This window comes from Streptomyces sp. NPDC002306 (assembly GCF_053593435.1).
The window spans coordinates 920,901-943,114 of record NZ_JBSFCK010000001.1 but is presented as its reverse complement, the minus strand read 5'-3'; the positions used below and the strand labels follow the sequence as shown (position 1 = coordinate 943,114).

Annotated in this window: 23 protein-coding genes; 9 read left to right on the top strand and 14 right to left on the bottom strand. The window is 74.1% G+C overall.

The genetic code is table 11. From position 1 onward, the window contains the following. Positions 1–7 precede the first annotated feature (7 nt). The 9 genes from ACWCQK_RS04060 to zapE all read right to left on the bottom strand — a co-directional run bounded on the left by ACWCQK_RS04060 (position 8) and on the right by zapE (position 8,731). On the bottom strand, positions 8–784 hold the full coding sequence (locus ACWCQK_RS04060) for a TIGR04222 domain-containing membrane protein (RefSeq protein ID WP_451151593.1): 777 nt from the start codon (positions 782–784) through the stop codon (positions 8–10). Positions 785–939: 155 nt separating this feature from the next. After that, positions 940–1,728, bottom strand: coding sequence for a DUF4142 domain-containing protein (locus ACWCQK_RS04055; RefSeq protein ID WP_451151591.1), 789 nt, complete (start codon positions 1,726–1,728; stop codon positions 940–942). 286 nt (positions 1,729–2,014) lie between these two features. Then, positions 2,015–3,400, bottom strand: a complete 1,386-nt coding sequence (locus tag ACWCQK_RS04050) for a DUF692 domain-containing protein (RefSeq protein WP_451151589.1) — start codon at positions 3,398–3,400, stop codon at positions 2,015–2,017. Positions 3,401–3,547: 147 nt separating this feature from the next. Beyond that, positions 3,548–4,264, bottom strand: coding sequence for an aminoacyl-tRNA hydrolase (locus ACWCQK_RS04045; protein WP_451151587.1), 717 nt, complete (start codon positions 4,262–4,264; stop codon positions 3,548–3,550). 139 nt (positions 4,265–4,403) lie between these two features. Continuing rightward, positions 4,404–4,613 carry a hypothetical protein gene (locus tag ACWCQK_RS04040; RefSeq protein WP_451151585.1) on the bottom strand — a complete coding sequence of 70 codons (210 nt, stop codon included), beginning with the start codon at positions 4,611–4,613 and terminating at the stop codon, positions 4,404–4,406. An 18-nt stretch (positions 4,614–4,631) separates the two neighbouring features. Then, entirely contained in the window at positions 4,632–5,480 is an 849-nt protein-coding gene (locus tag ACWCQK_RS04035) for a polysaccharide deacetylase family protein (RefSeq protein ID WP_451151583.1), read from the bottom strand. 63 nt (positions 5,481–5,543) lie between these two features. After that, positions 5,544–6,359 (bottom strand): slipin family protein, encoded by an 816-nt coding sequence (locus ACWCQK_RS04030; protein ID WP_451151581.1) that lies wholly within the window; start codon positions 6,357–6,359, stop codon positions 5,544–5,546. A 211-nt stretch (positions 6,360–6,570) separates the two neighbouring features. Continuing rightward, entirely contained in the window at positions 6,571–7,152 is a 582-nt protein-coding gene (locus tag ACWCQK_RS04025; protein ID WP_451151579.1) for a carbonic anhydrase, read from the bottom strand. A 475-nt stretch (positions 7,153–7,627) separates the two neighbouring features. Then, positions 7,628–8,731 (bottom strand): cell division protein ZapE, encoded by a 1,104-nt coding sequence (gene zapE, locus ACWCQK_RS04020; RefSeq protein ID WP_451151577.1) that lies wholly within the window; start codon positions 8,729–8,731, stop codon positions 7,628–7,630. Between the two features lie 35 nt (positions 8,732–8,766). Between zapE and ACWCQK_RS04015 the strand changes: the two genes are divergently transcribed. From ACWCQK_RS04015 to ACWCQK_RS03995, 5 genes are all read left to right on the top strand, one after another. Beyond that, entirely contained in the window at positions 8,767–9,606 is an 840-nt protein-coding gene (locus ACWCQK_RS04015) for a pyrimidine reductase family protein (protein WP_451151804.1), read from the top strand. 204 nt (positions 9,607–9,810) lie between these two features. Next, positions 9,811–10,284: an indole-3-glycerol phosphate synthase gene (locus tag ACWCQK_RS04010; protein ID WP_451151575.1), complete on the top strand. Its 474-nt coding sequence runs from the start codon at positions 9,811–9,813 to the stop codon at positions 10,282–10,284. Between the two features lie 75 nt (positions 10,285–10,359). Next, positions 10,360–11,754, top strand: a complete 1,395-nt coding sequence (gene murC / locus ACWCQK_RS04005) for a UDP-N-acetylmuramate--L-alanine ligase (protein WP_451151573.1) — start codon at positions 10,360–10,362, stop codon at positions 11,752–11,754. 24 nt (positions 11,755–11,778) lie between these two features. Continuing rightward, positions 11,779–12,186 carry a peptide-methionine (R)-S-oxide reductase MsrB gene (gene msrB / locus ACWCQK_RS04000; RefSeq protein ID WP_451151571.1) on the top strand — a complete coding sequence of 136 codons (408 nt, stop codon included), beginning with the start codon at positions 11,779–11,781 and terminating at the stop codon, positions 12,184–12,186. A 137-nt stretch (positions 12,187–12,323) separates the two neighbouring features. Then, on the top strand, positions 12,324–13,262 hold the full coding sequence (locus ACWCQK_RS03995; RefSeq protein WP_451151569.1) for a threonine/serine dehydratase: 939 nt from the start codon (positions 12,324–12,326) through the stop codon (positions 13,260–13,262). A gap of 158 nt (positions 13,263–13,420) precedes the next feature. Here ACWCQK_RS03995 and ACWCQK_RS03990 read toward each other — a convergent pair whose 3' ends face one another. Beyond that, entirely contained in the window at positions 13,421–13,933 is a 513-nt protein-coding gene (locus ACWCQK_RS03990; RefSeq protein WP_451151567.1) for a helix-turn-helix domain-containing protein, read from the bottom strand. A gap of 197 nt (positions 13,934–14,130) precedes the next feature. Further along, a complete protein-coding gene (locus tag ACWCQK_RS03985; RefSeq protein ID WP_451151565.1) occupies positions 14,131–15,150 on the bottom strand; it encodes a lysylphosphatidylglycerol synthase transmembrane domain-containing protein in 1,020 nt (339 codons plus the stop codon). Between the two features lie 253 nt (positions 15,151–15,403). On the opposite strand from ACWCQK_RS03985, the gene ACWCQK_RS03980 reads away from it, so the two are divergent. Next, the gene (locus ACWCQK_RS03980; RefSeq protein ID WP_451151563.1) at positions 15,404–16,666 is read left to right on the top strand and encodes a PP2C family protein-serine/threonine phosphatase; all 1,263 of its coding nucleotides are present in this window, start codon (positions 15,404–15,406) and stop codon (positions 16,664–16,666) included. Positions 16,667–16,673: 7 nt separating this feature from the next. Here ACWCQK_RS03980 and ACWCQK_RS03975 read toward each other — a convergent pair whose 3' ends face one another. From ACWCQK_RS03975 to ACWCQK_RS03965, 3 genes are all read right to left on the bottom strand, one after another. Further along, entirely contained in the window at positions 16,674–17,147 is a 474-nt protein-coding gene (locus ACWCQK_RS03975; protein WP_451151561.1) for a DUF3515 family protein, read from the bottom strand. 101 nt (positions 17,148–17,248) lie between these two features. Continuing rightward, positions 17,249–18,697 carry a sensor histidine kinase gene (locus ACWCQK_RS03970; protein ID WP_451151559.1) on the bottom strand — a complete coding sequence of 483 codons (1,449 nt, stop codon included), beginning with the start codon at positions 18,695–18,697 and terminating at the stop codon, positions 17,249–17,251. After that, positions 18,694–19,383, bottom strand: a complete 690-nt coding sequence (locus ACWCQK_RS03965) for a response regulator transcription factor (protein WP_451151557.1) — start codon at positions 19,381–19,383, stop codon at positions 18,694–18,696. The genes ACWCQK_RS03970 and ACWCQK_RS03965 overlap by 4 nt, the downstream gene beginning before the upstream one ends. A 202-nt stretch (positions 19,384–19,585) precedes the next feature. On the opposite strand from ACWCQK_RS03965, the gene ACWCQK_RS03960 reads away from it, so the two are divergent. The 3 genes from ACWCQK_RS03960 to ACWCQK_RS03950 are packed head-to-tail and all read left to right on the top strand — an operon-like array spanning position 19,586 to position 22,065. Then, the gene (locus ACWCQK_RS03960; RefSeq protein ID WP_451151555.1) at positions 19,586–20,872 is read left to right on the top strand and encodes a ferredoxin reductase family protein; all 1,287 of its coding nucleotides are present in this window, start codon (positions 19,586–19,588) and stop codon (positions 20,870–20,872) included. Between the two features lie 19 nt (positions 20,873–20,891). Further along, a complete protein-coding gene (locus tag ACWCQK_RS03955) occupies positions 20,892–21,323 on the top strand; it encodes an FMN-binding protein (RefSeq protein ID WP_451151553.1) in 432 nt (143 codons plus the stop codon). A gap of 1 nt (position 21,324) precedes the next feature. After that, positions 21,325–22,065, top strand: coding sequence for an FAD:protein FMN transferase (locus ACWCQK_RS03950; protein ID WP_451151551.1), 741 nt, complete (start codon positions 21,325–21,327; stop codon positions 22,063–22,065). Positions 22,066–22,214 lie beyond the last annotated feature (149 nt).

Here is a 22,214-nt window from a genome sequence, read left to right as displayed (position 1 = left end):
GCGCCCGTCAGTCGGGCCAGTCCTGGGCCCGCTGCTCGAAGGCCGCCCGCAGCTCGGGCTCCCCGATGGCGCGGACACCGCGCACGGCGACGGACGTGAGATACGTGCGGTCGTCGCCCGCGCCGCCGGTGTGCTGCGCCAGGGTGCCCAGCAGCCGCTGTCCGGCCGGGGAGGCCCAGGGCGAGTACGGGTGGACCTCGACCCGCGCTATGGCCAGGCAGCTCAGGGCGAGGGCGAGCGGCAGCGCGAACCAGAGCGCGACCAGGGTGCGCGGCATGTCCGGCTGGGCGGGCATCGCCAGCGCGACGGCGCCCACCGCCGGCACGAACAGCGCGGCGGCCCGCACCTGGCGGACCCCCGCCGCCACCGTCGTACGCGCCCCGTCGGGCACCGCCAGGCCCGCGCTCACCAGACGGTCGGCGAGGGTGCGCACCGCGTCGGCGGCGGCCGCGCCGGCCCGCACCGGCGCGATACGGGACTGCCCCTCGGGTCCGATGGCCCCGATGACGGACCGCTCGATGTCGTCCCGGCCGCGTGGATCGACGACGGTCGCCCACCCGGTGTGCGCGAGCAGCAGCCGTTGCTGGCGGGCCATCGACACCAGCGTCAGGTCGGCGACCCGCGCCGGGCCGCCGGAGAGGAACGCGGCCTCGTAGAGCGTCAGATCGTACGCCCGGGCCGTGCCCGCGTCGGAGGCGGCCGCGCGTACGGCGGCCAGGCACAGCCGTGTGCACGCCGTGGCGGCCACGGCCCATGCCAACAGCAACAGAAGGACCCAGAACATGCCGCGTTTCTATGTCAAAGGCAGTGGGCGGCGCCACGCACTTTCCGCCATCCGTACGGAGTGTTGTCGGTCCGTGACGTTCCGTTTGCCGGCCGCCGTCCCGCGCGCGGGACGGCGCGGCACCGCGCACGGGCGGAGGTGCCCGGTGCGCGGGCTCAGGAACCGTTCCGTGGCCGCGGACTGGAGGCGGCCGGGGGAAGGGAGTAGCTAGGGGAGGTCAACGGCGCCGGTGTCACGGGGACGACCCACGACGGGCGGCCCGTCGGGTCGCGCGGTGCCGGGGAGCCGGTGGGCGGCGGCGTGGCGGTGGCCGCCATGTCCCGGGCCAGGGCGTCGAAGTCGACGTACCCGGTGGCCTCCAGGATCTTGATGTGGTCCAGCACGGTGGTGTTGGCGTCGTCGGCGAGCGCGCGCACCAGCGAGTTGCCCGTGGCGGCCCGCACCTGGGCGACGACCGGGAACACCCTGCCGTGCGCGAGCCGCAGGATGTTGGCGAACCGGCGGTCGTAGTCCGTGCCCCGCGCCGCGTCCAATTCCGCCAGCCGGCCCCGCTGCTGCTCGTCGGGCTCGTCGGGCAGCGCCAGACCCAGCCGCGAGGCGACGTCACGCACGCGCGCGTCCAGGAACGTGTGTCCCTCGACGAGGTGCTCCCCGGCCGTCCGTACGGCCGGTGTGGTGCCCTTTCGCCGCGCCTGCTGCCCCGCGGGCAGCTCCCACAGCCCGGCCAGCCGGACCTTCGTGACGAACTCGCGGTCCAGCGCGGACAGCGGCCCGTAGCGCGTCGGCACGGACTGGGCGTCGAGCACCTCGACGCCGGTCCCGGACCGGTCGGTGTACGACCAGATCGGGAGGACCAGCGCGAGGAGGGTCGCGGTCAGTCCGGCGATGATGAGGCCGGTGCCACTGAACAGGCCTCTTCCGTCGACGGGGGGTCGGGGTCGCATGGTGCCTCCTGGTACGGCACCGCACGCTGACGGGCTTCGAGTGCGGGATGGGCATGCTACTGCGGACTCCACGCCAACTGCCGTACGGGGGCGAAGTGTTGCATCAGCGGACATTGGGGGCGAACGGTGGGGCCGGGGCGGCGTGCATACCGGAAGGAAAGGGGGCGTTCCGGCTGTCATGGCCCGGCGCCGGGCGTGCGGTGTTGATCCCGGCACACTCACGGACGTACCCGTCCCCCGCGGCATGCCTGCCGACGTACGCGCGCCCCGCGGCGCACCCGTCGGCTCAGCGCCGGCTCAGCGGTCCGCGCAGCACCTGACGTGTCGCGCGGGCGAGCCGCACCCCCGGCCGGGCGGAGCGCGGCGCCGGGCCGGACCGTTCCAGCCACCACTCCCGCAGCTCCCGCCGGGCCCGCCCGTCCGCCGGGCCGTCGGCGAGCAGCAGCCGCTCGACGAAGTCCAGCGCGTCCTGCCGGTAGCCGCCCGTCATCGGACGCCGCCGGGCGTAGCCGAGGAACGCGGGCCGGTAGCCGGCGCCCAGGATCTCCGGCAGCTCCGGCGCGACCTTCGCCACCACGTCCGCCCGCTTCCCGGCCAGCGACCGCGCCTGCACGCCCAGCCGCGCCCGGTCGAACCCCTCGGGGGCGGGTGTCCCGGCGACCAGCGCGGACAGCAGCGCGGTCTGGGCGAGGGCCAGGCGCTGCCGGGCGGGTCCGACGCGGGAGCCTTCCGACGTCTCCGGCGCGCACCCGTCCACGGGGGCGTCGACCCGCACGACCCCCCGCCCCTGTCGCTCCTCCGGCTCCCGTCCCTGCTCCGGCTTTTGCTCCCGCTCCCGTCCCTGCTCCCGGCCCTTCTCCAGTGCGTCCCGGATCGCGCCCAGCTCCCGCTCCAGCTCCGTCGCCCCGGGAAAGTTCTCGTCCCGCTCCAGCAGGACGCCGGGTGGCGAGACCCGGGACGCGAGGTCGGCCAGGATGTCGAGGACCGGCCGGGGCACCGGATGGGCGTGACTGTCGTGCCAGACACCGTCCCGTTCGAAGCCGCCCGCGACATGGACGTAGGCGATGGCCTCCAGCGGCAGTTCGGAGAGCGCCTCGGCCGGGTCCTCGCCCCGGTTGACGTGGTTGGTGTGCAGGTTGGCCACGTCGATGAGGAGCCGTACGCCGGTGCGGTCGGCCAGGTCGTACAGGAACTGCCCCTCGGTCATCTCCTCGCCAGGCCAGGAGAGCAGCGCGGCGATGTTCTCGACGGCGAGCGGCACCGGCAGCGCGGCCTGCGCGATCCGGACGTTCTCGCACAGCACGTCGAGGGCGTCCCGGGTGCGCGGGACGGGCAGCAGGTGGCCGGCCTCCAGACGCGGGGAGGCCGTCAGCGGCCCCCCGGCCCGGACGAACGCGATGTGCTCGGTGACCAGCGGCGAGCCCAGCGCCTCGGCGCGCTCGGCGAGAGCGGTCAGCCGTCCCTCGTCGGGGCGGTCGGCGCCGCCGAGCCCCAGTGAGACACCGTGCGGGACCACCGTCACCCCGCGTGCGCGCAGCCGGCGCAGCGAGTCGGGGAGATGGCCGGAGCACAGGTTCTCCGCCACGGCCTCGACCCAGTCGATGCCCGGCATGCGCTCCACGGCGTCGGCGATCTCCGGCCGCCAGCCGATTCCCGTCCCGAGTCGCTCCACGGTCCCCCTCCTCCGTACCCCCGCTCGGGACCCGGTCGGGGCCCCTCGGTGGTGACGGGGGTATGGCCCGGGCGCCGGGCGCCGAACCCCATCGCGCCCGGGTTCAGAGCAACATTTGAGGTTGGGCCGAAGCCGTCCCCGACCCGGCTAGCGCAGGGCGGGGTGCTCCGCGACCACCGTGCAGCTGCCCGGCGCGACCTCGGTGAAGCCCGCGTCCCGCACCAACGGCAGGCCGCTGCCGACCAGTTCGCGCCAGCGCACGGGATCCGCGGTGCGCACGGAGAGCGCGAACCCCGCGTCGCGCCAGGCGCCGCGCTCCTCGTCCGACAGTTCCCACCAGGCGAGCTGGGCGCCGTGCCCGGCCTGGGCCATCGCCTTGCCCGCCGACATCTCCACGTCCGGGTTCAGCCACAGCACGGGCGTGCCGGGCTCGGCCGCGGCGGGCGGCAGCGGGTCGTCGAGGTCGGTGCCGGAGACCTGGAGCTTCGCCAGCTCCTTCGGCCAGCCGTCCAGCGGGACGGGCGGGAACACCCGCACCTCCGCGGACTTCCCGGTGACCGAGATGCCGGGCAGCGTCTCGGCCCGCCGCCATTCGGCGCCGCGCGCCCGCCGTACGACCTTGCGGATGCGGGCGTCCTGCCAGTCCCGCATCACCTGCGCCCACTCGCCGTCGCCGGCCGACCGCGCGTCGTCCAGCATCGTCAGCACCGCTCGGGCGGCGGTCTCCAGCGCGTCCGTGCGGGCGGGCGGCTCGGCCCGCTCGATTCGTACGACGAGCGGCAGGACGTACTGGGGTCCCTGGTCACGGGCGCTGGGCTCGGACCGGAAGGGGCTGTCAGGGACGGGCGTCGGATCATGGCTCACGACAGTCAACCTTAAGGGGCGCGGGAAGACGCCCCGACGGAACGCGATCCACGCCCGGACGAGGCGGCCCGCCGCTCCCGCCGCTCCCGAGCCCCGCGCGCTCACCTCGCGCGCGGCGCTGCCGGGCGTCGTGCCCGGCTCAGCCCGAGCACGCGGTGCGCTGCGCCTCCTGCCACTCGCAGGCCGGGCAGTACGTGATCCCCCGGTACGACTCCGGGTACTCCGTCGGCTTCCGGCACAGCACGCACTCCGCGTACGGCGGCCCGTCGGCCGTCGGCGGCCGGCCGGTCCCGTCGGTGAGGCAGTACGAGTCGCCGTCTCGGTCGCCGCTCTCGTCGTGGTCACTCATACCCCCAGCCTACGGGGGTCACCGGCGTCCGTCGGCGGCCCCGATCAGCTGGGACACCTTCACGAACCGGAACCCCTTCGCCCGCAGCTCGGGCACGATCGTGCGCACGGCCCGCTCGGTCACCGGGGCGGCGCTGCGGGTGCAGTGCATGACGACGACCGAACCGGCCTTGACCCCCTCCAGCACCTGCCGGGCCACCGCGTCCGCGTCCGTCGCGAACGCGTCCCCGCTCACCACGTCCCACTGCACCGCGGTGACACCGGTGGCGTTCACCGCGCGCAGCGCCCGCTGGTCGTAGCAGCCGCCGGGGAAGCGGAAGTAGGGCATCGCGTTGGTCACGCCCGCCGAGCGGAAGGCGGTGTAGGCCCGCTCCACGTCCGCGCGCATCCGGTCCTCGGACACGGTCGGCAGGCCGTAGCAGTCGTCGGTGAAGGCGTAGTGGCTGTAGGAGTGGTTGGCGATCTCGAACTGCGGGTCCCGCCCGATCGCCCGGGCCTGGTCCGGGTACTCCTCGGCCCACCGGCCCGTCATGAACACGGTGGCCGGTACCTTCAGCGCGCGCAGGGTCGTGATCAGCTGCGGATTGTCGAACCGCTCGCCCGCCGCCGCCCGTGGCCCCTGGTCCGCGGTCATGTCCGCGTCGAAGGTGAGGGCGACCACCTTGTCCGGCGTGCGCGGACCGTTCTTGAAGACGGGCGTCAGTCCGGCGGGCCCCGGGGCGAGGGTCGGCGGCCGGGAGACGGTGGCGGAGGGGGCCGGCCGGCCGGGGTGGGGAGCGGTGGGGGCGGCGGGCGGCGCGGTGCCGCAGGCGGCGAGGGCGGCCCCCAGGGCGCAGGCGATGGCGGTACGGCGTACCAGAGTGATCATAAATACGAAGATATGTCCAGGATTCCCATATTCCCTCCACCGTGCCCCGTGCCCGTCCCGGGCTCACCCGGCCAGGCCAATGCCGCCCGGGGGAGGCGGCGCCGGCGGCGGTGCGGGCTGTTGCTGGGCCTTCTCCAGGAAGCGCAGCAGTTCCACCGGGAACGGCAGGACGAGGGTGGAGTTCTTCTCGGCGGCGACCGCCACCACCGTCTGGAGCAGCCGCAGTTGCAGCGCGGCGGGCTGCTCGGACATCACCCCGGCGGCCTCCGCCAGCTTCCTGGACGCCTGGAGTTCGGCGTCCGCGTTGATGATCCGGGCCCGCCGCTCGCGGTCCGCCTCGGCCTGCCGGGCCATGGAGCGCTTCATCGACTCCGGCAGGGACACGTCCTTGATCTCCACGCGGTCGATCTGCACGCCCCAGCCGACGGCCGGGCTGTCGATCATCAGCTCCAGCCCCTGGTTGAGCTTCTCCCGGTTGGACAGCAGGTCGTCCAGGTCGCTCTTGCCGATGATGGACCGCAGCGAGGTCTGCGCCATCTGCGAGACGGCGAAGCGGTAGTCCTCTACGTTGACGATCGCGGCCGGTGCGTCGACGACCCGGAAGTACACGACCGCGTCGACCCGTACCGTCACGTTGTCGTGGGTGATGCCCTCCTGGGCCGGGATGGGCATCGTGACGATCTGCATGTTGACCTTGCGCAGGCGGTCCACCGCGGGGAGCACCATCGTGAACCCCGGCTCGCGCACCTCGCGGGTCACCCGCCCGAGCCGGAAGACCACACCGCGCTCGTACTGTTTGACGACCCGCGCGGCCGCGGCGATGTACACCACGCCGGCCGAACCGGCCACCGCCGCAGCCGTCAGCAGCTCCTGGAGCATGTCGACCCCCTTCAGCGGAGGACCGGAATGTCTGCTCCTGCAACGATATGCCCGCCGTCCGGTCCGGGGCCACGCCCCGGCGACGACGGCCACGCCGACATGCGGCGTCAGCGCGGCCAGGAAGGCGGCGAAGAAGGCGACGAGGGAGGTGTCGAAATCCTGCCGGAGCGGGGGATCCGGGCCGCCGGCAGGCGCGCGGCCACGGTCGCGCTCAGAGCGCCTCGAAGGCGTCGGAGTCCGCGCGGTGTTCGCGCACGGCGCCGGTGTGCACCTCGTAGTACCAGCCCCGCAGCCGTAGCCGGCCGTCCGCGAGCCGCTTCTCCACGCACGGGTAGGAGCGCAGCCGCAGCAGCTGGGCGAGCACGTGGTGCTGCACGGCCTCGGCGACCGTCGGGTCGGCCGGGTCCGCGGCCGCCGGGTCGCCGGCCGCGTGCGCGAGCCAGTCGCGTACGGCGGGCACGGCGTCGAGGTCGTCGCCGCGCACCAGCGCGCCGACCGCACCGCAGTGCGAGTGGCCGCAGACGACGACGTCCTGGACGCCGAGCACCTCCACGGCGTACTCGATGGTGGCCGCCTCACCGGTGGGACGGCTTCGGGCGTACGGGGGCACGATGTTGCCCGCGGTGCGCAGCTCGAAGAGCTCGCCGGGGCGGGCGCCCGTGATGAGGGCCGGTACGACCCGGGAGTCGGAGCAGGTGATGAAAAGGACCTGGGGGGACTGGCCCTCGGCGAGCCTGGCGAACTCCTCAGGGCGCTGTCCGAACGTACGGGCGTTGTCGATGAGGGGCTGCATGTGTGGTGACTCCTCCTGGCGCGCGCCGGGGCGCGTCGGGCTTGCAGGACAGGGTGGGGGGACTGCTCTGCCGTGCTCGGCAGCGGAGGCCTGAAGTGCTGCCGGAGAGTGTGGAGAGTGTGCTGTCGAGGTCTCGACGGGCGATGGTCCGCGACGCCGGTCGCGGGGGGCCGGTGCGCGGGGGCGAAGGAGACGTCGAGGGTGAAAGGGGGAGGGGGAGGAACGGGGTGCGGCAGGACGGGCGGCGCGCGGCGGGATCCCGGCCCGGGCCGTCGTACCTCGGAACACACGCCTCCCCTCCGGCGGTTCACACCTCTGGCCCGGACCAACGGTTGGTCAACGACTGGTCAAGAAAACCGTAACCCCGCAAAGTTGTCCGCGGGGTCGACGCGGCGTCGCGACGCGCGGGGAGTGTGAAAAGCGCGCGGATCGGCCGGCGTGAACCGGCCCTCGGTCCGGGAGGCCTGACCGGCTGTCAGCCCTCGACGAGGCGCTTGGCGTCGCGGGCCAGGGCGGTCAGCCGGGATATCGCCCGGAAGTACTTCTTGCGGTAGCCGCCGTTCAGCATCTCCTCGCTGAACAGCCGGTCGAAGGGCTGCCCCGAGGCGAGGACGGGCACCTCGCGGTCGTAGAGCCGGTCCGCCAGCACGACGAGGCGCAGGGCCGTCGACTGGTCCGGCACCGGGGTCACGTCGGTGAGGCACACCGCCTTCAGACCGTCGGTGAGGGCGCCGTACCGGCTGGGGTGGACGCGGGCGAGGTGGGCCAGCAGCTGCGGGAAGTCGTCGAGCGAGGCGCCGTCCGTGGCGTAGGCCGCCTTCGTCACCTGTTCGTCGGAGTAGGGCGCCGGCGCCTCGGGCAGGCCGCGGTGGCGGTAGTCCTCGCCGTCGATGCGCAGCGGGCGGAAGCGGGCGGACAGGCCCTGGATCTCGCGCAGGAAGTCGGCGGCCGCGAACCGGCCCTCGCCGAGCTTGCCCGGCAGGGTGTTGGAGGTGGCGGCGAGCGCCACACCGGCGTCGACGAGCTTGCCGAGCAGCGTGGACACGAGGACCGTGTCGCCCGGGTCGTCCAGTTCGAACTCGTCGATGCACAGCAGACGGTGGCCCGAGAGGGTCTGCACCGTCTGCTGGAAGCCGAGGGCACCGACCAGGTTCGTCAGCTCGACGAAGGTGCCGAACGCCTTGAGCGCGGGCTCGGCCGGGGTGGCGTGCCAGAGGGAGGCCAGCAGGTGGGTCTTGCCGACGCCGTAGCCGCCGTCGAGGTAGACGCCGCGCGGGCCGGTCGGGGCCTTCGGCGCCCTGGCCTTCCCGAATCCCAGGAACCCCCGCTTGCCGGCTCCGGCGGTGTCAGCCCCGCCGAGCCCGCCGGCGAAGTCCTCGAGGACCCGTACGGCCTCGGTCTGGCTGGGCTGGTTCGGGTCCGGGATGTATGTGCCGAAGCGGACCGAGTCGAACCGCGGCGGCGGCACCATCTCGGCGACCAGCCGGTCGGCGGGGACACGCGGCTCACGGGCGCACAGGGAAGGCGGGGCCGCGTCGGCTATCGGACTGAGACCGGGGGCGGGGGAGGAGGACGACACGGTTCAACTCTATGCGCCGTGCCAGACTGCTCGGCATGCGACGCCTGTTCCCTGTGACCGACCAGACAGCACCCCGGACCGGCGGTGAGACGCGGGGGGCGCCTGAGGCGGGTCAGGACGGGGCCGACCGTGAGTGGGGCCTCGCCGAGCTGGCCGCCGCCTACGCCTATCCCGAGGCCGCCCCCGCGCCCGGGTCCGCGGCGCCAGGTCCGCGGCCCTGGCTGCGGGCCAACATGGTGTCCACGCTCGACGGGGCCGCTCAGCACGACGGCCGGTCGCAGCCCATCTCCCACGCGGCCGACATGCGGATCTTCGGCACGCTGCGGGCACTGGCGGACGTCGTGCTGGTCGGCGCGGAAACCGTACGCCAGGAGGGGTACCGTCCGGCACGCGCGCGGGCCGAGTTCGCGGCGGCGCGCGAGGCGGCCGGGCAGGCCCCTGCCCCGGCGATCGCGGTGGTCTCGGCCGCCCTGGACCTCGACTTCTCGCTGCCGCTGTTCACCGCCCCCGAGGTCCCCACCCTGATCCTCACCGGCGCCGCCGCGGCCCCCGACCGGGTCTCGGCCGCGGAGAAGGCCGGCGTCCGGGTGCTGATCGCCGGTGACGGCGTCGGCGTGGATCCGGCCCGCGCCGTCCGGGTGCTCGCCGGCCTCGGCCACACCCGGCTGCTGACCGAGGGCGGCCCGCGGCTGCTGGGCCAGCTGGTGGCCGCCGGCGTCCTCGACGAGCTGTGTCTGACGGTCGCCCCGATGCTCACCGCGGGCGACGCGCAGCGCGTCGCGGGCGGGCCCGGGGTCGCGGTTCCGCAGCGCTTCGCACTCGTGTCCCTACTGGAGGAGGACGGCTTCCTGTTCAGCCGGTACCGGCGGGCCTGACGGCCCTCGGTGCGCGCGGTTCGCACCACAGTTCGCACCACAGTTCCCATCGCGGCGGAATACGCCGTTCCGTTTAGCTTCCGGCGGGCACACTGAATCCGGCAGTACCCGTGCGATCACGGGGCAGGATGGTTTCCGCAGGGCCGGGTACGGCCCCACGGAGGACGAGGGCCCGCCGGGCTCTCGAAGGAGAAGAGGCGCCTGGTGTTCACAAGCGTTCTGATGATCGAGAAGGCACTGACGTCTGCCGACGTGGAGTTCGTTACCACGCTGCACGGGGACGAGGCGGTCTTCTTCCACGTCCTGCTGCAACCGCGCGGCGACCAGGCGGACCGCCTGCTGCGCGCCATCGACGACATCGCGCTCGGCGACCTCGACGACGCCGCCCGGGAGGGCGAGACGCCGGAGGGGGAGGCGGCCAAGGAGCCTGCCGAGCAGGCGCTGGCGGTGTCCCTGACGGCTCTGCGCGGGGCCGGCAGCGAGGCCGACGGCCGGCTGGTCGAGGACCATCCGCTGGACGCGCTGAAGGCCCTGGTCGACCAGGTCCAGGCCGACGAGGTGATCGTCCTGACCGATCCGCACTACGTGGAGGAGTTCTTCCACCGGGACTGGGCGTCCAGGGCCCGCCACAAGGTGGGCGTGCCGGTGCTGAAGCTGTTCTCGCACAGCAAGGCGTGAGGGGTACCGGTGACCGTGTCGGGCCTGCCATACGCTTAGGGCTCACGTTCGCCGCACCACTCCAGGGAGACGCACATGGCCCCGGGCCTTCCTACCGCCATGGACCGACCGCACTTCATCGGCATCGGCGGCGCCGGAATGTCGGGCATCGCCAAGATCCTGGCCCAGCGCGGGGCGAAGGTGGCGGGCAGTGACGCCAAGGAGTCGGCGACCGCGCAGGCACTGCGGGCGCTGGGCGCGACCGTGCACGTCGGGCACGCCGCCGAGCACCTCGCCGACGACGCCACCTGCGTGGTGGTGTCGTCGGCGATCCGCGCGGACAACCCGGAGCTGGCCCGCGCGGCGGAGCTGGGCATCCCGGTCGTCCACCGTTCGGACGCGCTCGCCCGGCTGATGGACGGCCTGCGGCCGATCGCGGTCGCCGGCACCCACGGCAAGACGACCACGACGTCGATGCTGGCCGTCTCGCTCGGCACGCTGGGCCTGGACCCGTCGTACGCCATCGGCGGGGACCTGGACGTCCCCGGTTCCAACGCGCTGCACGGCGAGGGCGAGATCTTCGTCGCCGAGGCGGACGAGTCGGACCGCAGCTTCCACAAGTACGCGCCCGAGGTGGCGATCGTCCTCAACGTGGAGCTCGACCACCACGCGAACTACGCGTCGATCGAGGAGATCTACGAGTCCTTCGAGACGTTCGTCGGACGGGTCACCGAGGGCGGCACGCTGGTGGTCTCGGCGGACCACGAGGGCGCGCGGGAGCTGACCCGCCGGATCGCGGCGAGCGGGGTGCGGGTGGTGACGTACGGCGAGGCCGAGGACGCGGACGTCCGGATCCTGTCCGTCGTGCCGCAGGGACTGAAGAGCGAGGTCACGGTCCTGCTGGAGGGCCGGGAGCTCACCTTCGCCGTCTCCGTCCCCGGCCGGCACTACGCGAGCAACGCGGTGGCCGCGCTGGCGGCGGGTGTGGCGCTGGGCGTGCCGGCGGCCGAGCTGGCCCCGGCCCTGGCCGCCTACACCGGCGTCAAGCGCCGCCTCCAGCTGACGGGCGAGGCGGCCGGAGTCCAGGTCGTCGACTCCTACGCCCACCACCCCACGGAGATGACGGCCGACCTGGAGGCGATGCGGGCCGCGGCCGGCGAGGCGCGCATCCTGGTGGTCTTCCAGCCGCACCTCTTCTCCCGGACCCAGGAGCTCGGCAAGGAGATGGGCCAGTCTCTGGCCCTGGCGGACGCCTCCGTCGTCCTCGACATCTACCCGGCCCGCGAGGACCCGATCCCCGGCATCACCAGCGAGCTGATCATCGAGGCCGCGCGGGCGGCGGGCGCCGACGTGACCGCGGTGCACGACCAGGCGGAGGTCCCGGAGGTCGTCGCGGGAATGGCCGGGCCCGGTGATCTCGTTCTCACCATGGGCGCGGGTGACGTGACGGACCTGGGCCCGCAGATCCTGGACCGCCTGTCGCGGGCCTGAACAGAACCGAAGGGGCTGAGCTTCATGTCGTACGACGTCGAAAAGCCGGACGAGCAGTGGCGTGCGGAGCTGACCCCGGCCGAATACGCCGTGCTGCGGCAGGCCGCCACCGAGCCCGCCTTCACCGGTGAGTACACCGACACCAAGGCCAAGGGCGTCTACTCCTGTCGCGCCTGCGGTGCCGAGCTGTTCACCTCGGACACGAAGTTCGAGTCGCACTGCGGCTGGCCGTCCTTCTTCGACCCGAAGGACACGGACGCGGTCGAACTGATCGCGGACCGCTCGCACGGGATGGTGCGGACCGAGGTGCGGTGTGCCCGGTGCGGGTCCCACCTCGGCCATGTGTTCGAGGGGGAGGGGTACGCGACCCCCACGGACCAGCGGTACTGCATCAACAGCATCTCGCTGCGGATGGAGCCGGACGCGAACTGAGCCGGCGCGGGCGGGCCGCCGTACACGGGCGGCCCGCCCGCTCTTCGCTCGCGATGTTCACTGTAGTGAACCATGCGTGTGATCTAACGAACGGTCTGTGGGGGCCGCCCCCCGGGCCCGAACCCCGAGGAGAGACCGTGATCGACCGTGCCGACGTCCTGGCCGCCGCCGAACGCATCCGCGGGTACGTCCGGCGGACGCCCCTGGTGGACGTCACCGACGGCCGCCGGGAACTGCTGCTGAAGTGCGAGCAGCTCCAGCACACCGGTGTCTTCAAGGCGCGCGGGGCCTTCAACCGCATCCTCGCCGCCCGGGAACGCGACGAGCTCGACCCGGTCGTCGGCGTCGTCGCCGCCTCGGGCGGCAACGCCGGTCTGGCACACGCCTACGCGGCCTCGGTCCTCGGCGTGCCGGCGACCGTGTTCGTCCCGGAGACCGCCCCGGCCGTGAAGGTCGAGCGGCTCCTCGCCTACGGGGCGAAGGTGCGGCAGGTCGGCAGCGAGTACGCGCAGGCCTACACCGCCGCGGTCGAGTTCGCCGAGGCGGGGGGCGCGCTGTTCTGCCACGCCTACGACCAGCCGGAGATCGTGGCCGGTGCGGGGACGATGGCCGAGGAGATGCTGGAGGACGACCCGTCGATCGACACGATCGTGCTCGCCGTGGGCGGCGGCGGGATGTACGCGGGGGTCGCGGCCGCCGCCGAGGGACGGGCACGGATCGTCGCCGTCGAGCCCACGGCGATCCCCACGCTGCACAGCGCGCTCGCGGCGGGCGCCCCCGTCGACGTGCCGGTGTCGGGGATCGCCGCCGACTCGCTCGGCGCGCGGCGGGTGGGCGACATCGCCTTCGGCATCGCGCGCCGCACCCGCCCGACGAGCGTGCTCGTCGACGACGTCGCCATCGACCGGGCCCGCACCCACCTCTGGTCCGAGTACCGCATCGCCGCGGAGCACGGCGCCGCCGCGGCGATCGCCGCGCTCACCTCCGGCGGGTACGTACCGGGCGAGGGCGAACGGGTCGCCGTCATCGTGTGCGGAGGCAACACCGACCCGCGGACGCTGGGCGGCCTGCTGTGACGGGACGAAACGGGATGGGACGGGATGGGTCGGAGGCCGGTGGGGAGTGCGCGGCCGGCAGCGCGTGGACGGCCGGGGGCGGCGGACGGGTGTGACGTCGGACGCGTGACGGCGGACGAGTCGACGCGGGCCGGGTGACCGGGGCCGAGTCGGAGCGGCTAGGAGACGATGAACACCGTCACGTCGGCCGGACCGTCACCCGTCTCGTAGGAGTGGGGGCCGTCACCGTCGAACGACAGCAGGTCGCCCGGGTGGAGCTCGGCCTCCTCGCCCTCGGGGCCGGCCCGCAGCGCGCCGGACGCGACGAGCAGGTGCTCGACCGTGCCGGGCGCGTGCGGAACGCCCTCCAGCCGGGTGCCCGCGGGCATCCTCAGCCGCCAGATCTCCGTGCTGTGTCCCGCGCTCACCCGGCGCAGGAGTTCCCGGGTGATCTCGTCCGTGGCCGTGGGAGTGCCCGGGAGCAGGGTCGTACCCGGCTCCTCCTCGTCGCCCAGCAGATCGGTGAGCGGGATCCGCAGGGCGAACGCGAGCGCGTCGAGCGTGTCGATGGTCGGGTTGCCGTTGCCCGACTCGATGCTCGACAGCGACGCCTTGCTGAGGTCGGCACGCCGGGCGAGCTCGGCCGCCGTCATCCCCCGCTGCTCCCGCCGGCGCCGGATCTGCGCGCCCACGCTCGCACCCCGGCTCGGGCTCGGTGTCGGTCGTTCGACGGGTCGGGACATCGGAACTCCGGATCGTGGGGGCGGGACAGCCGGGGCGCGCACCGGGCGGCCCGCCCGGTGGGGCCGGGAGGCGCCGTCGGACGCCGTCCCTCCTGATCTGCGGCCTCAGCCTACGGCTCGGCCCCGCTCCCGGAGCCCGGCCGGGCTCACAGCACCTTGCGTTGCACCAGCGCCGACAGGACGAGCGCGCCCGGGACCAGGGGCAGCCAGACCGTCAGGACGCGGTAGCCGACCACGGTCGCCGTGGCCAGGCCCAGCGGGGCGCCGAACGCGGTCATGGCGAACACCACGGCCGCGTCCACGGGTCCGATGCCGCCGGGGGCCGGTACCGCCCCCACCGCGGTGCCCGCGGCGAGGAACGCGAACACCACCTGCGCCCAGGACAGCGGCAGCCCCAGCGAGGAGCCGACCGCGGCGATCACACACCCCTGGAACACCGGCGCGACGGCCGCGCCGCCCCAGAGGGCGAGGACACGGCTGGGCCGGGTGTGCAGCAGCCGCGCGTCGGACAGGGCGGTACGCACGAGGGCGAGCGCCGGCCTGCGCAGCGGACGTACGGCCGTCACGAGCAGTGCGCCGGCCACCGGTCCGAGCACCACGCATCCGGTGACCAGGAAGAGCGTCCCGTCGTCCGGGACGAGCGCGCCGAGCTCCAGCATGTCCGGGAAGGCCAGCACGAAGACGAGCAGGACCGGAATCTTCGCGATCGGCTTGACCAGCGAGTACAGGGCGATCGAGGCGGTGCCCCGGGCGAGCGGCACGCCCTGGTTCTGCAGGAACCGCAGGGTGACGGCGTGCGCGCCGACGCTGGCCGGGAGCACGTGGTTGGCGGCACCGGCGGCGAACTGGGAGGCGAGCAGCAGTCCCGGGGGCAGCCGGTCCGGTACGGCGCCCTGCCGTACGCACGCGGCGGTCACCCAGCCCAGACAGGTGAAGAAGATCGCGAGCAGCAGCCACCAGGGGTCGGCCGAGGCCAGCCGGGCGGCGCCGCCCCGCATGCCGGGCCAGTCGATCGCGGCCCACACCCCGATCAGCAGGATCGGGAGCAGGACCGCCGCCCGGTGGACGAGCCGGGCGGTCGCCGGGGAGCGGACGAGCGGCGCGATGGCGGGGGAGGCCGGGGCGGGGAGCGGCCCGGGCGAGTCGTCGAGCGGGAGCAGGGACACAGCGGGAACGTTCCCGGTCGGTGTGACGGAAGGGTGTCCGGCAACCGACGGAGCAAGGGCGCGCGAGCGTCACTGTCGCGGCGGCCCGCGCCGCCCCGGGCACCCCCTGCCCCGGACGCGCCGCGGGACCGGCCGCGGGTCGGCCGCTGGACGCACCGTGCGGACGGCCGCCCGGATTCCGCTCGCGCCCTCGGCGGCGCGGGCCGGTTCGGTGGCCGATGCGGTCGGCGGCTGGGTTTGTCACGCTTTAGAGGTGTCCAGAGTCGCGCGATGGTTCCGGGTGCACCGCGAGCCCGGACACCAGGACGGCGTCCGTCGCGCGATGACGCCCGCCCCGGAGGACGACCCGGCGGCCCTGCTGGCGAAACTGCGGGCGGTGGCGGCGGGCGTCGGTACGACGCTGGACGAGGGAGCCACCTGTGCCGAGCTGACCCGGGCCGCCGCCGGGCACGCGGGCGGCGCCGCGGCCGTGATGCGGGTGGACGGCCCGACCGTCGCGGGCTACGAGTCGATCACCGGGGACGCGGACGTGCTGCCCGACGCCCGGTGGGTCAGCGCGGTGGCCCGCGACATGGCGGCCCCGGAACTCGGCGGGTGGGGCGAGCAGCGCGTCGGCGACCCGGCGACCGGCCGCTTCCACGCGGCGCTCTGCGTGCCCCTGGCCAGCGGCGAGCGCCGCTACGGCGTCCTGGTGTGTGCCCGGGAGGGGGCGCCGTTCACGGACACCGAGACGCAGTTCGTCGCCCTCCTGGCCGAACGGGCCGCCTCGCATCTGTGGCACGCCCGTGAGCACGCCCGCGTCAGCCGCACCGCGGGCGACCTGCAACGCGCCCTGCGCGCCGAACCCGGCAGGCCGCACCCCAACCTGGACGTCGCCGTGCGCTACCTGCCCGCGGGCGAGCAGGCACTGGTCGGCGGCGACTGGTGCGAGACCGTACGGCTGCACTTCGGACGCACGCTCCTGGTCGTCGGCGACGTCATGGGACACGGGGTGGAGGCCGCCGTGGACATGGCCGCCTACCGCTCCGACCTGAGGACGCTCGCCGCCACCGACCTCCCCCCGCACCGGGTGCTGCGTCAGCTGGACGCGCTCGCCGCCGACCTGCCCGACCGCAGGCCGGCGACCTGTCTGATTGCCCGGGTCGACCCCGTGCGCGGACAGCTGACGGTGTCGGGCGCGGGCCACCTGCCGCCCGCGGTGATCGACGGCGACGGCGGCACCTCGCTGCTGCCGGTGTCGGTCGGGCCGCCCCTGGGCACCGGGTTCGGCGGCTACGAACTCGCCACCTACCGGCTGGCGCAGGACCAGACGCTGCTGCTGTTCACCGACGGGCTCGTGGAGCGGCGCGGCGAGGACATCGACCGGTCGCTGGACCGGCTCGCCGCACTCCGGTTCCCGGTCACGGCCGGGGTGGAGGACATCCTCGACGCGGTGCTCGGCCGGCTGGACGCGAGACACGCGGAGGACGACGTGGCGCTGCTGGCCGCCCGCCCGCGCCGCGCCGCGCCGCACTGAACCCGGCTCACACGTCCGTGTCTCCCACGCACTTCGCGCCCTGCCGGATCGGCTCGACCGCTCGGCTCAGTTCCACCAGCACGGTGTCGGTCCCGGTGGCCCGGTCGGTGAGGGTGATCTCGACGGCCGGGTCGCGGCCGTAGGTGACCAGCACCTTGCGGCCGTCGCGGAACTCCGCGTCCCGCAGCACCCAGTCCACGCCGTCGACGTTCACGCACCTGTCGACCGTCGGCCCGGGCGGGCGCAGTCCGCAGCGCAGGACCACCGCGCCGTCGCCCCAGGTGGTGACGCCCGCTGCCCCGGGGTCGGACCGCCGCTGCCCGGCCAGCTCCGCCGGATACCCCCGGGCGATCCGCGCGCACGCGGGGTCGCCACCGCGTTCGGCGGCCGTCATGCCGGGCCCGGCCGAGTCCCCCTCGCGCACCACGAGCACCGCTGCCGCTACCAGCCCGGCCGCGCCCAGACACACGACGGCGCGCACTCTTCGAGAACGACACCTCATCGCCCGCAAGCCCCCTGCCCGGCGGCCATCCGCCGTCGGCCGCACGCTACGCCACGGGCCCGGCGTCCCCGTGTCCGGGCTCAGCCGGGGGCCGGCGCGAGCGGGAGGCCGACCGTGAACACCGTGGCGCCGGTCTCGTCGCCCAGTTCGATGGCCCCGCCGTGCGCGCGGACCAGCGCGCCGGCGACCGACAGGCCGAGGCCGCTGCCGCCGCGGTCACGGCTGCGGGCCTTGTCGACGCGGTAGAAGCGGTCGAAGACCCGTTCCCGGTCCCCGGCCGGGATGCCGGGGCCGGTGTCCGCGACCCGCACCAGCGCCCGGCCGGGGACGACCCGCAGCACCAGCGAGACCGGTGTGCCGTCCGGGGTGTGCACGGCGGCGTTGGTGAGCAGGTTGTCCAGCACCTGCCGGATGCGCTGCGGATCCAGGCGCAGCCGCACCGGCGCCGGACCGGCCGTCACGGCCAGCGGGTGGGCGGGGTGGCTCGCGCGGAACGCGTCGGCCGCCTCCTCGACCAGTTCCACCAGGTCGGCGTCCCGCATCCGCAGCGGCGCCTCCACCTCCTCCGCGTCCAGCCGGGCGAGCAGCAGCAGATCGTCCAGCAGGAAACCCATCCGGGCGGCCTCGGCCCGCAGCCGGGCCAGGTGCCGGTCCCGTTCCTCCGGGGCGTTGGCGGCCGCGTACTGGAAGAGGTCGGCGTAGCCCCGTACCGACATCAGGGGCGTGCGCAGCTCGTGCGAGGCGTCGGCGACGAACCGGCGCAGCCGCTGCTCGGCCCGCGCGCGCACCGCGAGGGAGTCGTCGATGTGCTCCAGCATGGTGTTGAAGGCGGTGCGCAGCTCCTCCACCTCCGGGGCGCCGCCCGGGGCGTCCGCGCGCAGCGGCAGCCGGGCCGCCGACCCGGTCAGATTGTGCGAGGCGATGCCGTGCGCGGTGTGCGCCATCTCGCTCAGCGGGCGCAGCCCGCGCCGCAGCAGCGCCCGCCCGGCCACCACCAGCGCGAGCAGCGCGAGCACGAAGGCCACCACCTGCACGGTGATCAGCTGCCGCATGGTGGCGTCGATGCCCGTCATGGGCGCGGCGGTGACCAGGACCACCCCGGGCCGCACCTCGCAGGCCCGCAGCCGGTAGCTGCCGGCTCCGTCGATCCGCACGGTGCGCTGGATCTCGTAGTCCGTGTGCGCGCGGGTCCTGGCGAGGGCGGTCAGGGTGCGGCTGTCGGACGGCACCTCGGCCGGGGTGCGCAGCACGGCGGAGGCGTCCGTCACGTCGTAGACCGCGGTGTACCAGCCGTAGTACGGCTGCCGGGTCACCGTGCCGTGCGCCGCCGCGTCCTTGGACTGCACGACCTGGACCAGCTTCATCTGGGCGGCCAGCTGATGGTCCAGGTAGTCGCGCATGTACATGGTCAGCACGGTCCCGACGACGGCGAACACCACCAGCGACAGCGCGCCCAGGCCGAGCGCCAGCCGGGTGCCGAGACGCAGCCGGCGGTACGTGCGCCGCAGCCGTCCGATCGCCGCCTTCACTCCGCGGCCTGCCGTATCACGTACCCGAACCCGCGCATGGTGTGGATCAGCGGATCGCCCGTGGCGTCGAGCTTGCGGCGCAGCCGGCTGACCACCAGTTCCACCACGTTGGATCGGCCGCCGAAGCCGTACTCCCATACGTGGTCGAGGATCTGTGCCTTGGTCAGGACGGTTGGCGACTTGCGCATCAGGAAGCGCAGCACCTCGTACTCGGTGGGGGTGAGGGTCAGCAGCCGGCCGTCGCGGCGCACCTCACGGGTGTCCTCGTCCATCGTCAGGTCCGCCACCCGCAGCACCGACCGCTGGAAACCGGGTCCGGCGCTGCGCCGCAGCACGGTGCGCAGCCGGGCCATGAGCTCCTCCACGGCGAACGGTTTGACCAGGTAGTCGTCCCCGCCCCGGGTCAGCCCCGCGACCCGGTCGGCGACCGTGTCGCGCGCGGTGAGGAACACCACCGGCACCATCGTGCCGGAGCCGCGCAGCCGGTCGAGGACACCGAAGCCGTCCACGTCGGGCAGCATCAGGTCGAGCACCACGATGTCCGGGTGGAACTCGGCGGCCCGGCGCAGCGCCTCCTCGCCCGAGTTCGCGGTGACCGCCTCCCAGCCCTCGTAGCGCGCGACCGTCGCCACGAGGTCGGCGATCGGCGGGTCGTCGTCCACGACGAGAAGTCGTACCTTTTCCACCCGCTCATAGTGCTTCACCCGGCGATCCGCGCCAGGGCGGGGGCACCGCCGCGACCACTTCGATAACCACTTGAAAGACGAACGACAGCAAATGGACAGCTCCGTACGGACAAGCTCGGATACCCCGGACCCGATCTAGGAGCCATCGCCTGTGACGACCGTCCCCTCACCCCCTGCGCCCCCAGCGGCGATACGCCCCAGGGTGGTGGCCCGCACCGGCCTGTACGCCGTGCTGGCCGTGAACGTGGCCGTGGTCGCCTCCCTCTTCGTACAGGCGGGCTTCGCCTCGAACGCCCTGATTGTGCTGGGCCGGCTGGCCGGCCTCTACGGCGCGCTCCTGATGGCCTTCCAACTGCTGCTGGTGGCCCGGCTGCCCTGGCTCGACCGCCGCATCGGCATGGACCGGCTGACCTCGTGGCACCGCTGGACCGGCTTCGGCATCCTGTGGACGCTGCTCGCGCACGCCGTGTTCATCACCTTCGGCTACGCCGACTCCTCCGGCCTGGACCCCGTGAGCCAGGTGGTCGACCTCGCCGAGACGGTCGAGGGCGTGCTGCGGGCCGTCGTCGCACTGGCGGTCATCATCGTGATCGGCGCCGTCTCGGCCCGCTACGCGCGGCGCCGGCTGGCGTACGAGACCTGGCACTTCATCCACCTGTACACCTACGTCGCGGTGGTGCTGGCCTTCACCCACCAGGTCGCGGCCGGTACGACCTTCACCTCGTCGTCCGCCGCCACGACGTACTGGTACGTGGTGTGGGGCGTCGCGCTCGGCGCGGTCGTCGTCGGCCGGGTGGTGCTGCCGCTGTGGCGCAACCGGCGCCATCAGCTGCGGGTGTCCGCGGTCGTCCCCGAGTCCGACGACGTCGTCTCGATCCAGGTCACCGGGCGCGACCTGGACCGGCTGCCCGCGCGGGCCGGCCAGTTCTTCCTGTGGCGGTTCCTGACCCGGGACCGCTGGTGGCAGGCCAACCCGTTCTCCCTGTCGGCCGCGCCGGACGGCCGCACCCTGCGGCTCACCGCCAAGACCGCGGGCGACGGCACCGCCGCCCTGCGGCACGTGAAGGTCGGCACGCGCGTCTTCGCCGAGGGCCCCTACGGCGCCTTCACCGCCCTGCACCGCACCCGGCCCGACGCCCTGCTCATCGCGGGCGGCGTCGGCGTCACCCCGATCCGGGCGCTGCTGGAGGAACTGCACGGCCACGCCGTGGTCATCTACCGCGTCGCCGCCGACCGGGACGCGGTCCTCTACGACGAGCTGCGGGAACTCGCCCGGGTCAAGGGCGCCGAGCTGCACCTGGTCACCGGCCCGGTCAGCCCCGACAAGCTGGCGCCGGGCGAACTCGCGCGGCTCGTACCGGACATCACCGACCGGGACGTCTTCCTGTGCGGACCGCCGCCCATGATGAACGCCGTGCTCGGCAGCCTGCGCGCGCTGGCCGTGCCCAAGCCGCAGATCCACTTCGAACGCTTCAGCCTCGCGGGATGAGGGAGACGAGGGAAACACCGTGAAACGAGCCATACCCGTCCTGGTGCTGAGCATCGCCGGTCTGATCCCGGTGTGGCGCTACGAGGCGTCCACCGGCACGTCGTCCGGCGAGGTCGCCGCACCCGCGTCGCCATCGTCCTCTTCGCCGTCCTCGACCTCCACCTCGTCGTCGTCCTCCTCGGGTGCCTCGTCGAAGGTCGTCGCGGGTTCGACGGTGAACACGGAGAAGGGGACCGTGCAGGTGGAGGTGACGTTCGAGGGCGAGGAGATCGCCTCCGTACGGATGCTCCAGCAGCCGGACCATCCCCAGACCACGGCCGCGGTGCCGCGGTTGATCGAGGAGACGCTCCAGGCGCAGGACGCCGACATCGACACCGTGTCCGGCGCCACGATCACGAGCGACGGCTACCGGCGGTCGCTCCAGGCCGCGATCGACGCTAAGGGCGCCTGACGTGCGCCGCGTCGAACACGTCATGGGGTTCCCCGTCTCGCTGCGGATCGACGACGAACGCGTCCCCGAGGGCGTCGGGGACGCGGTGTTCGCGTGGCTGCGCGAGGTCGACGAGCGGTTCAGCCCCTTCAAGGCGGACAGCGAGGTGTCCCGCCTCGGCCGGGGCGAGCTGTCCGCCGACGCGGTGAGCGCCGACCTGCGCGAGGTGCTCGCCCTGGGCGAGGAGTACCGGGTCGCGACCGGCGGCGCGTTCGACGTACGGCTGCCGGGCCGGGGCCTGGATCCCTGCGCGGTCGTGAAGGGCTGGTCGGCGCAGCGGGCGGCGGAACTGCTCACGGGCGCCGGGCTGACCCGGTTCTGCCTGAACGCCGGGGGAGACGTGGTGACGGCGGGCGGCCCGTGGCGGGTCGGCGTACGGCACCCCGAGCTCGCCGACCGGCTCTGCGCCGTCGTGGAGGTCACCGACGGCGCGGTGGCGACCTCCGCCCGCTACGAGCGCGGCGACCACATCCTCGACGGCCGCACGGGCCGTCCGGCCACCGGACTGCTCTGCGTCACCGTCGTGGCCCCGACCCTGACCGAGGCGGACGCGGTGGCCACGGCGGCCTTCGCGCTCGGCGAGGAGGGCGTCGAGTGGGCGGCCGCGCGGGCGGGCTGCGAGGTGTACGCGGTGGACGCCCGCCGACGGGTCCTGCGGACACCGGGACTCGCGATGGCCGGAGCGGGGCCGGCAGCGGCGTGACGACGGCCCGTCGGACGGCCCGTCGGACGGCCCGTCGGACGGCCCGTCGGACGGCCCGTCGGACGGCCGGGAGTGTGCCGAAGCCGGGGCCGGGAACCCGCCCGCCAAAGTGCCGCAACATTCCCGGTCTAGACTCTCCCCGCAACGGC

Excerpts from the sequence above, each read along its gene's own strand:
- msrB (WP_451151571.1), top strand. The coding sequence starts at position 11,779 with ATGTCGTACGACGTCGAAAAGCCGGACGAGCAGTGGCGTGCGGAGCTG.
- ACWCQK_RS04030 (WP_451151581.1), bottom strand. The coding sequence starts at position 6,359 with ATGCTCCAGGAGCTGCTGACGGCTGCGGCGGTGGCCGGTTCGGCCGGC.
- ACWCQK_RS04015 (WP_451151804.1), top strand. The coding sequence starts at position 8,767 with ATGCGACGCCTGTTCCCTGTGACCGACCAGACAGCACCCCGGACCGGC.
- ACWCQK_RS04035 (WP_451151583.1), bottom strand. The coding sequence starts at position 5,480 with ATGATCACTCTGGTACGCCGTACCGCCATCGCCTGCGCCCTGGGGGCC.
- ACWCQK_RS04025 (WP_451151579.1), bottom strand. The coding sequence starts at position 7,152 with ATGCAGCCCCTCATCGACAACGCCCGTACGTTCGGACAGCGCCCTGAG.
- ACWCQK_RS04060 (WP_451151593.1), bottom strand. The coding sequence starts at position 784 with ATGTTCTGGGTCCTTCTGTTGCTGTTGGCATGGGCCGTGGCCGCCACG.
- murC (WP_451151573.1), top strand. The coding sequence starts at position 10,360 with ATGGCCCCGGGCCTTCCTACCGCCATGGACCGACCGCACTTCATCGGC.
- ACWCQK_RS04040 (WP_451151585.1), bottom strand. The coding sequence starts at position 4,613 with ATGAGTGACCACGACGAGAGCGGCGACCGAGACGGCGACTCGTACTGC.
- ACWCQK_RS04055 (WP_451151591.1), bottom strand. The coding sequence starts at position 1,728 with ATGCGACCCCGACCCCCCGTCGACGGAAGAGGCCTGTTCAGTGGCACC.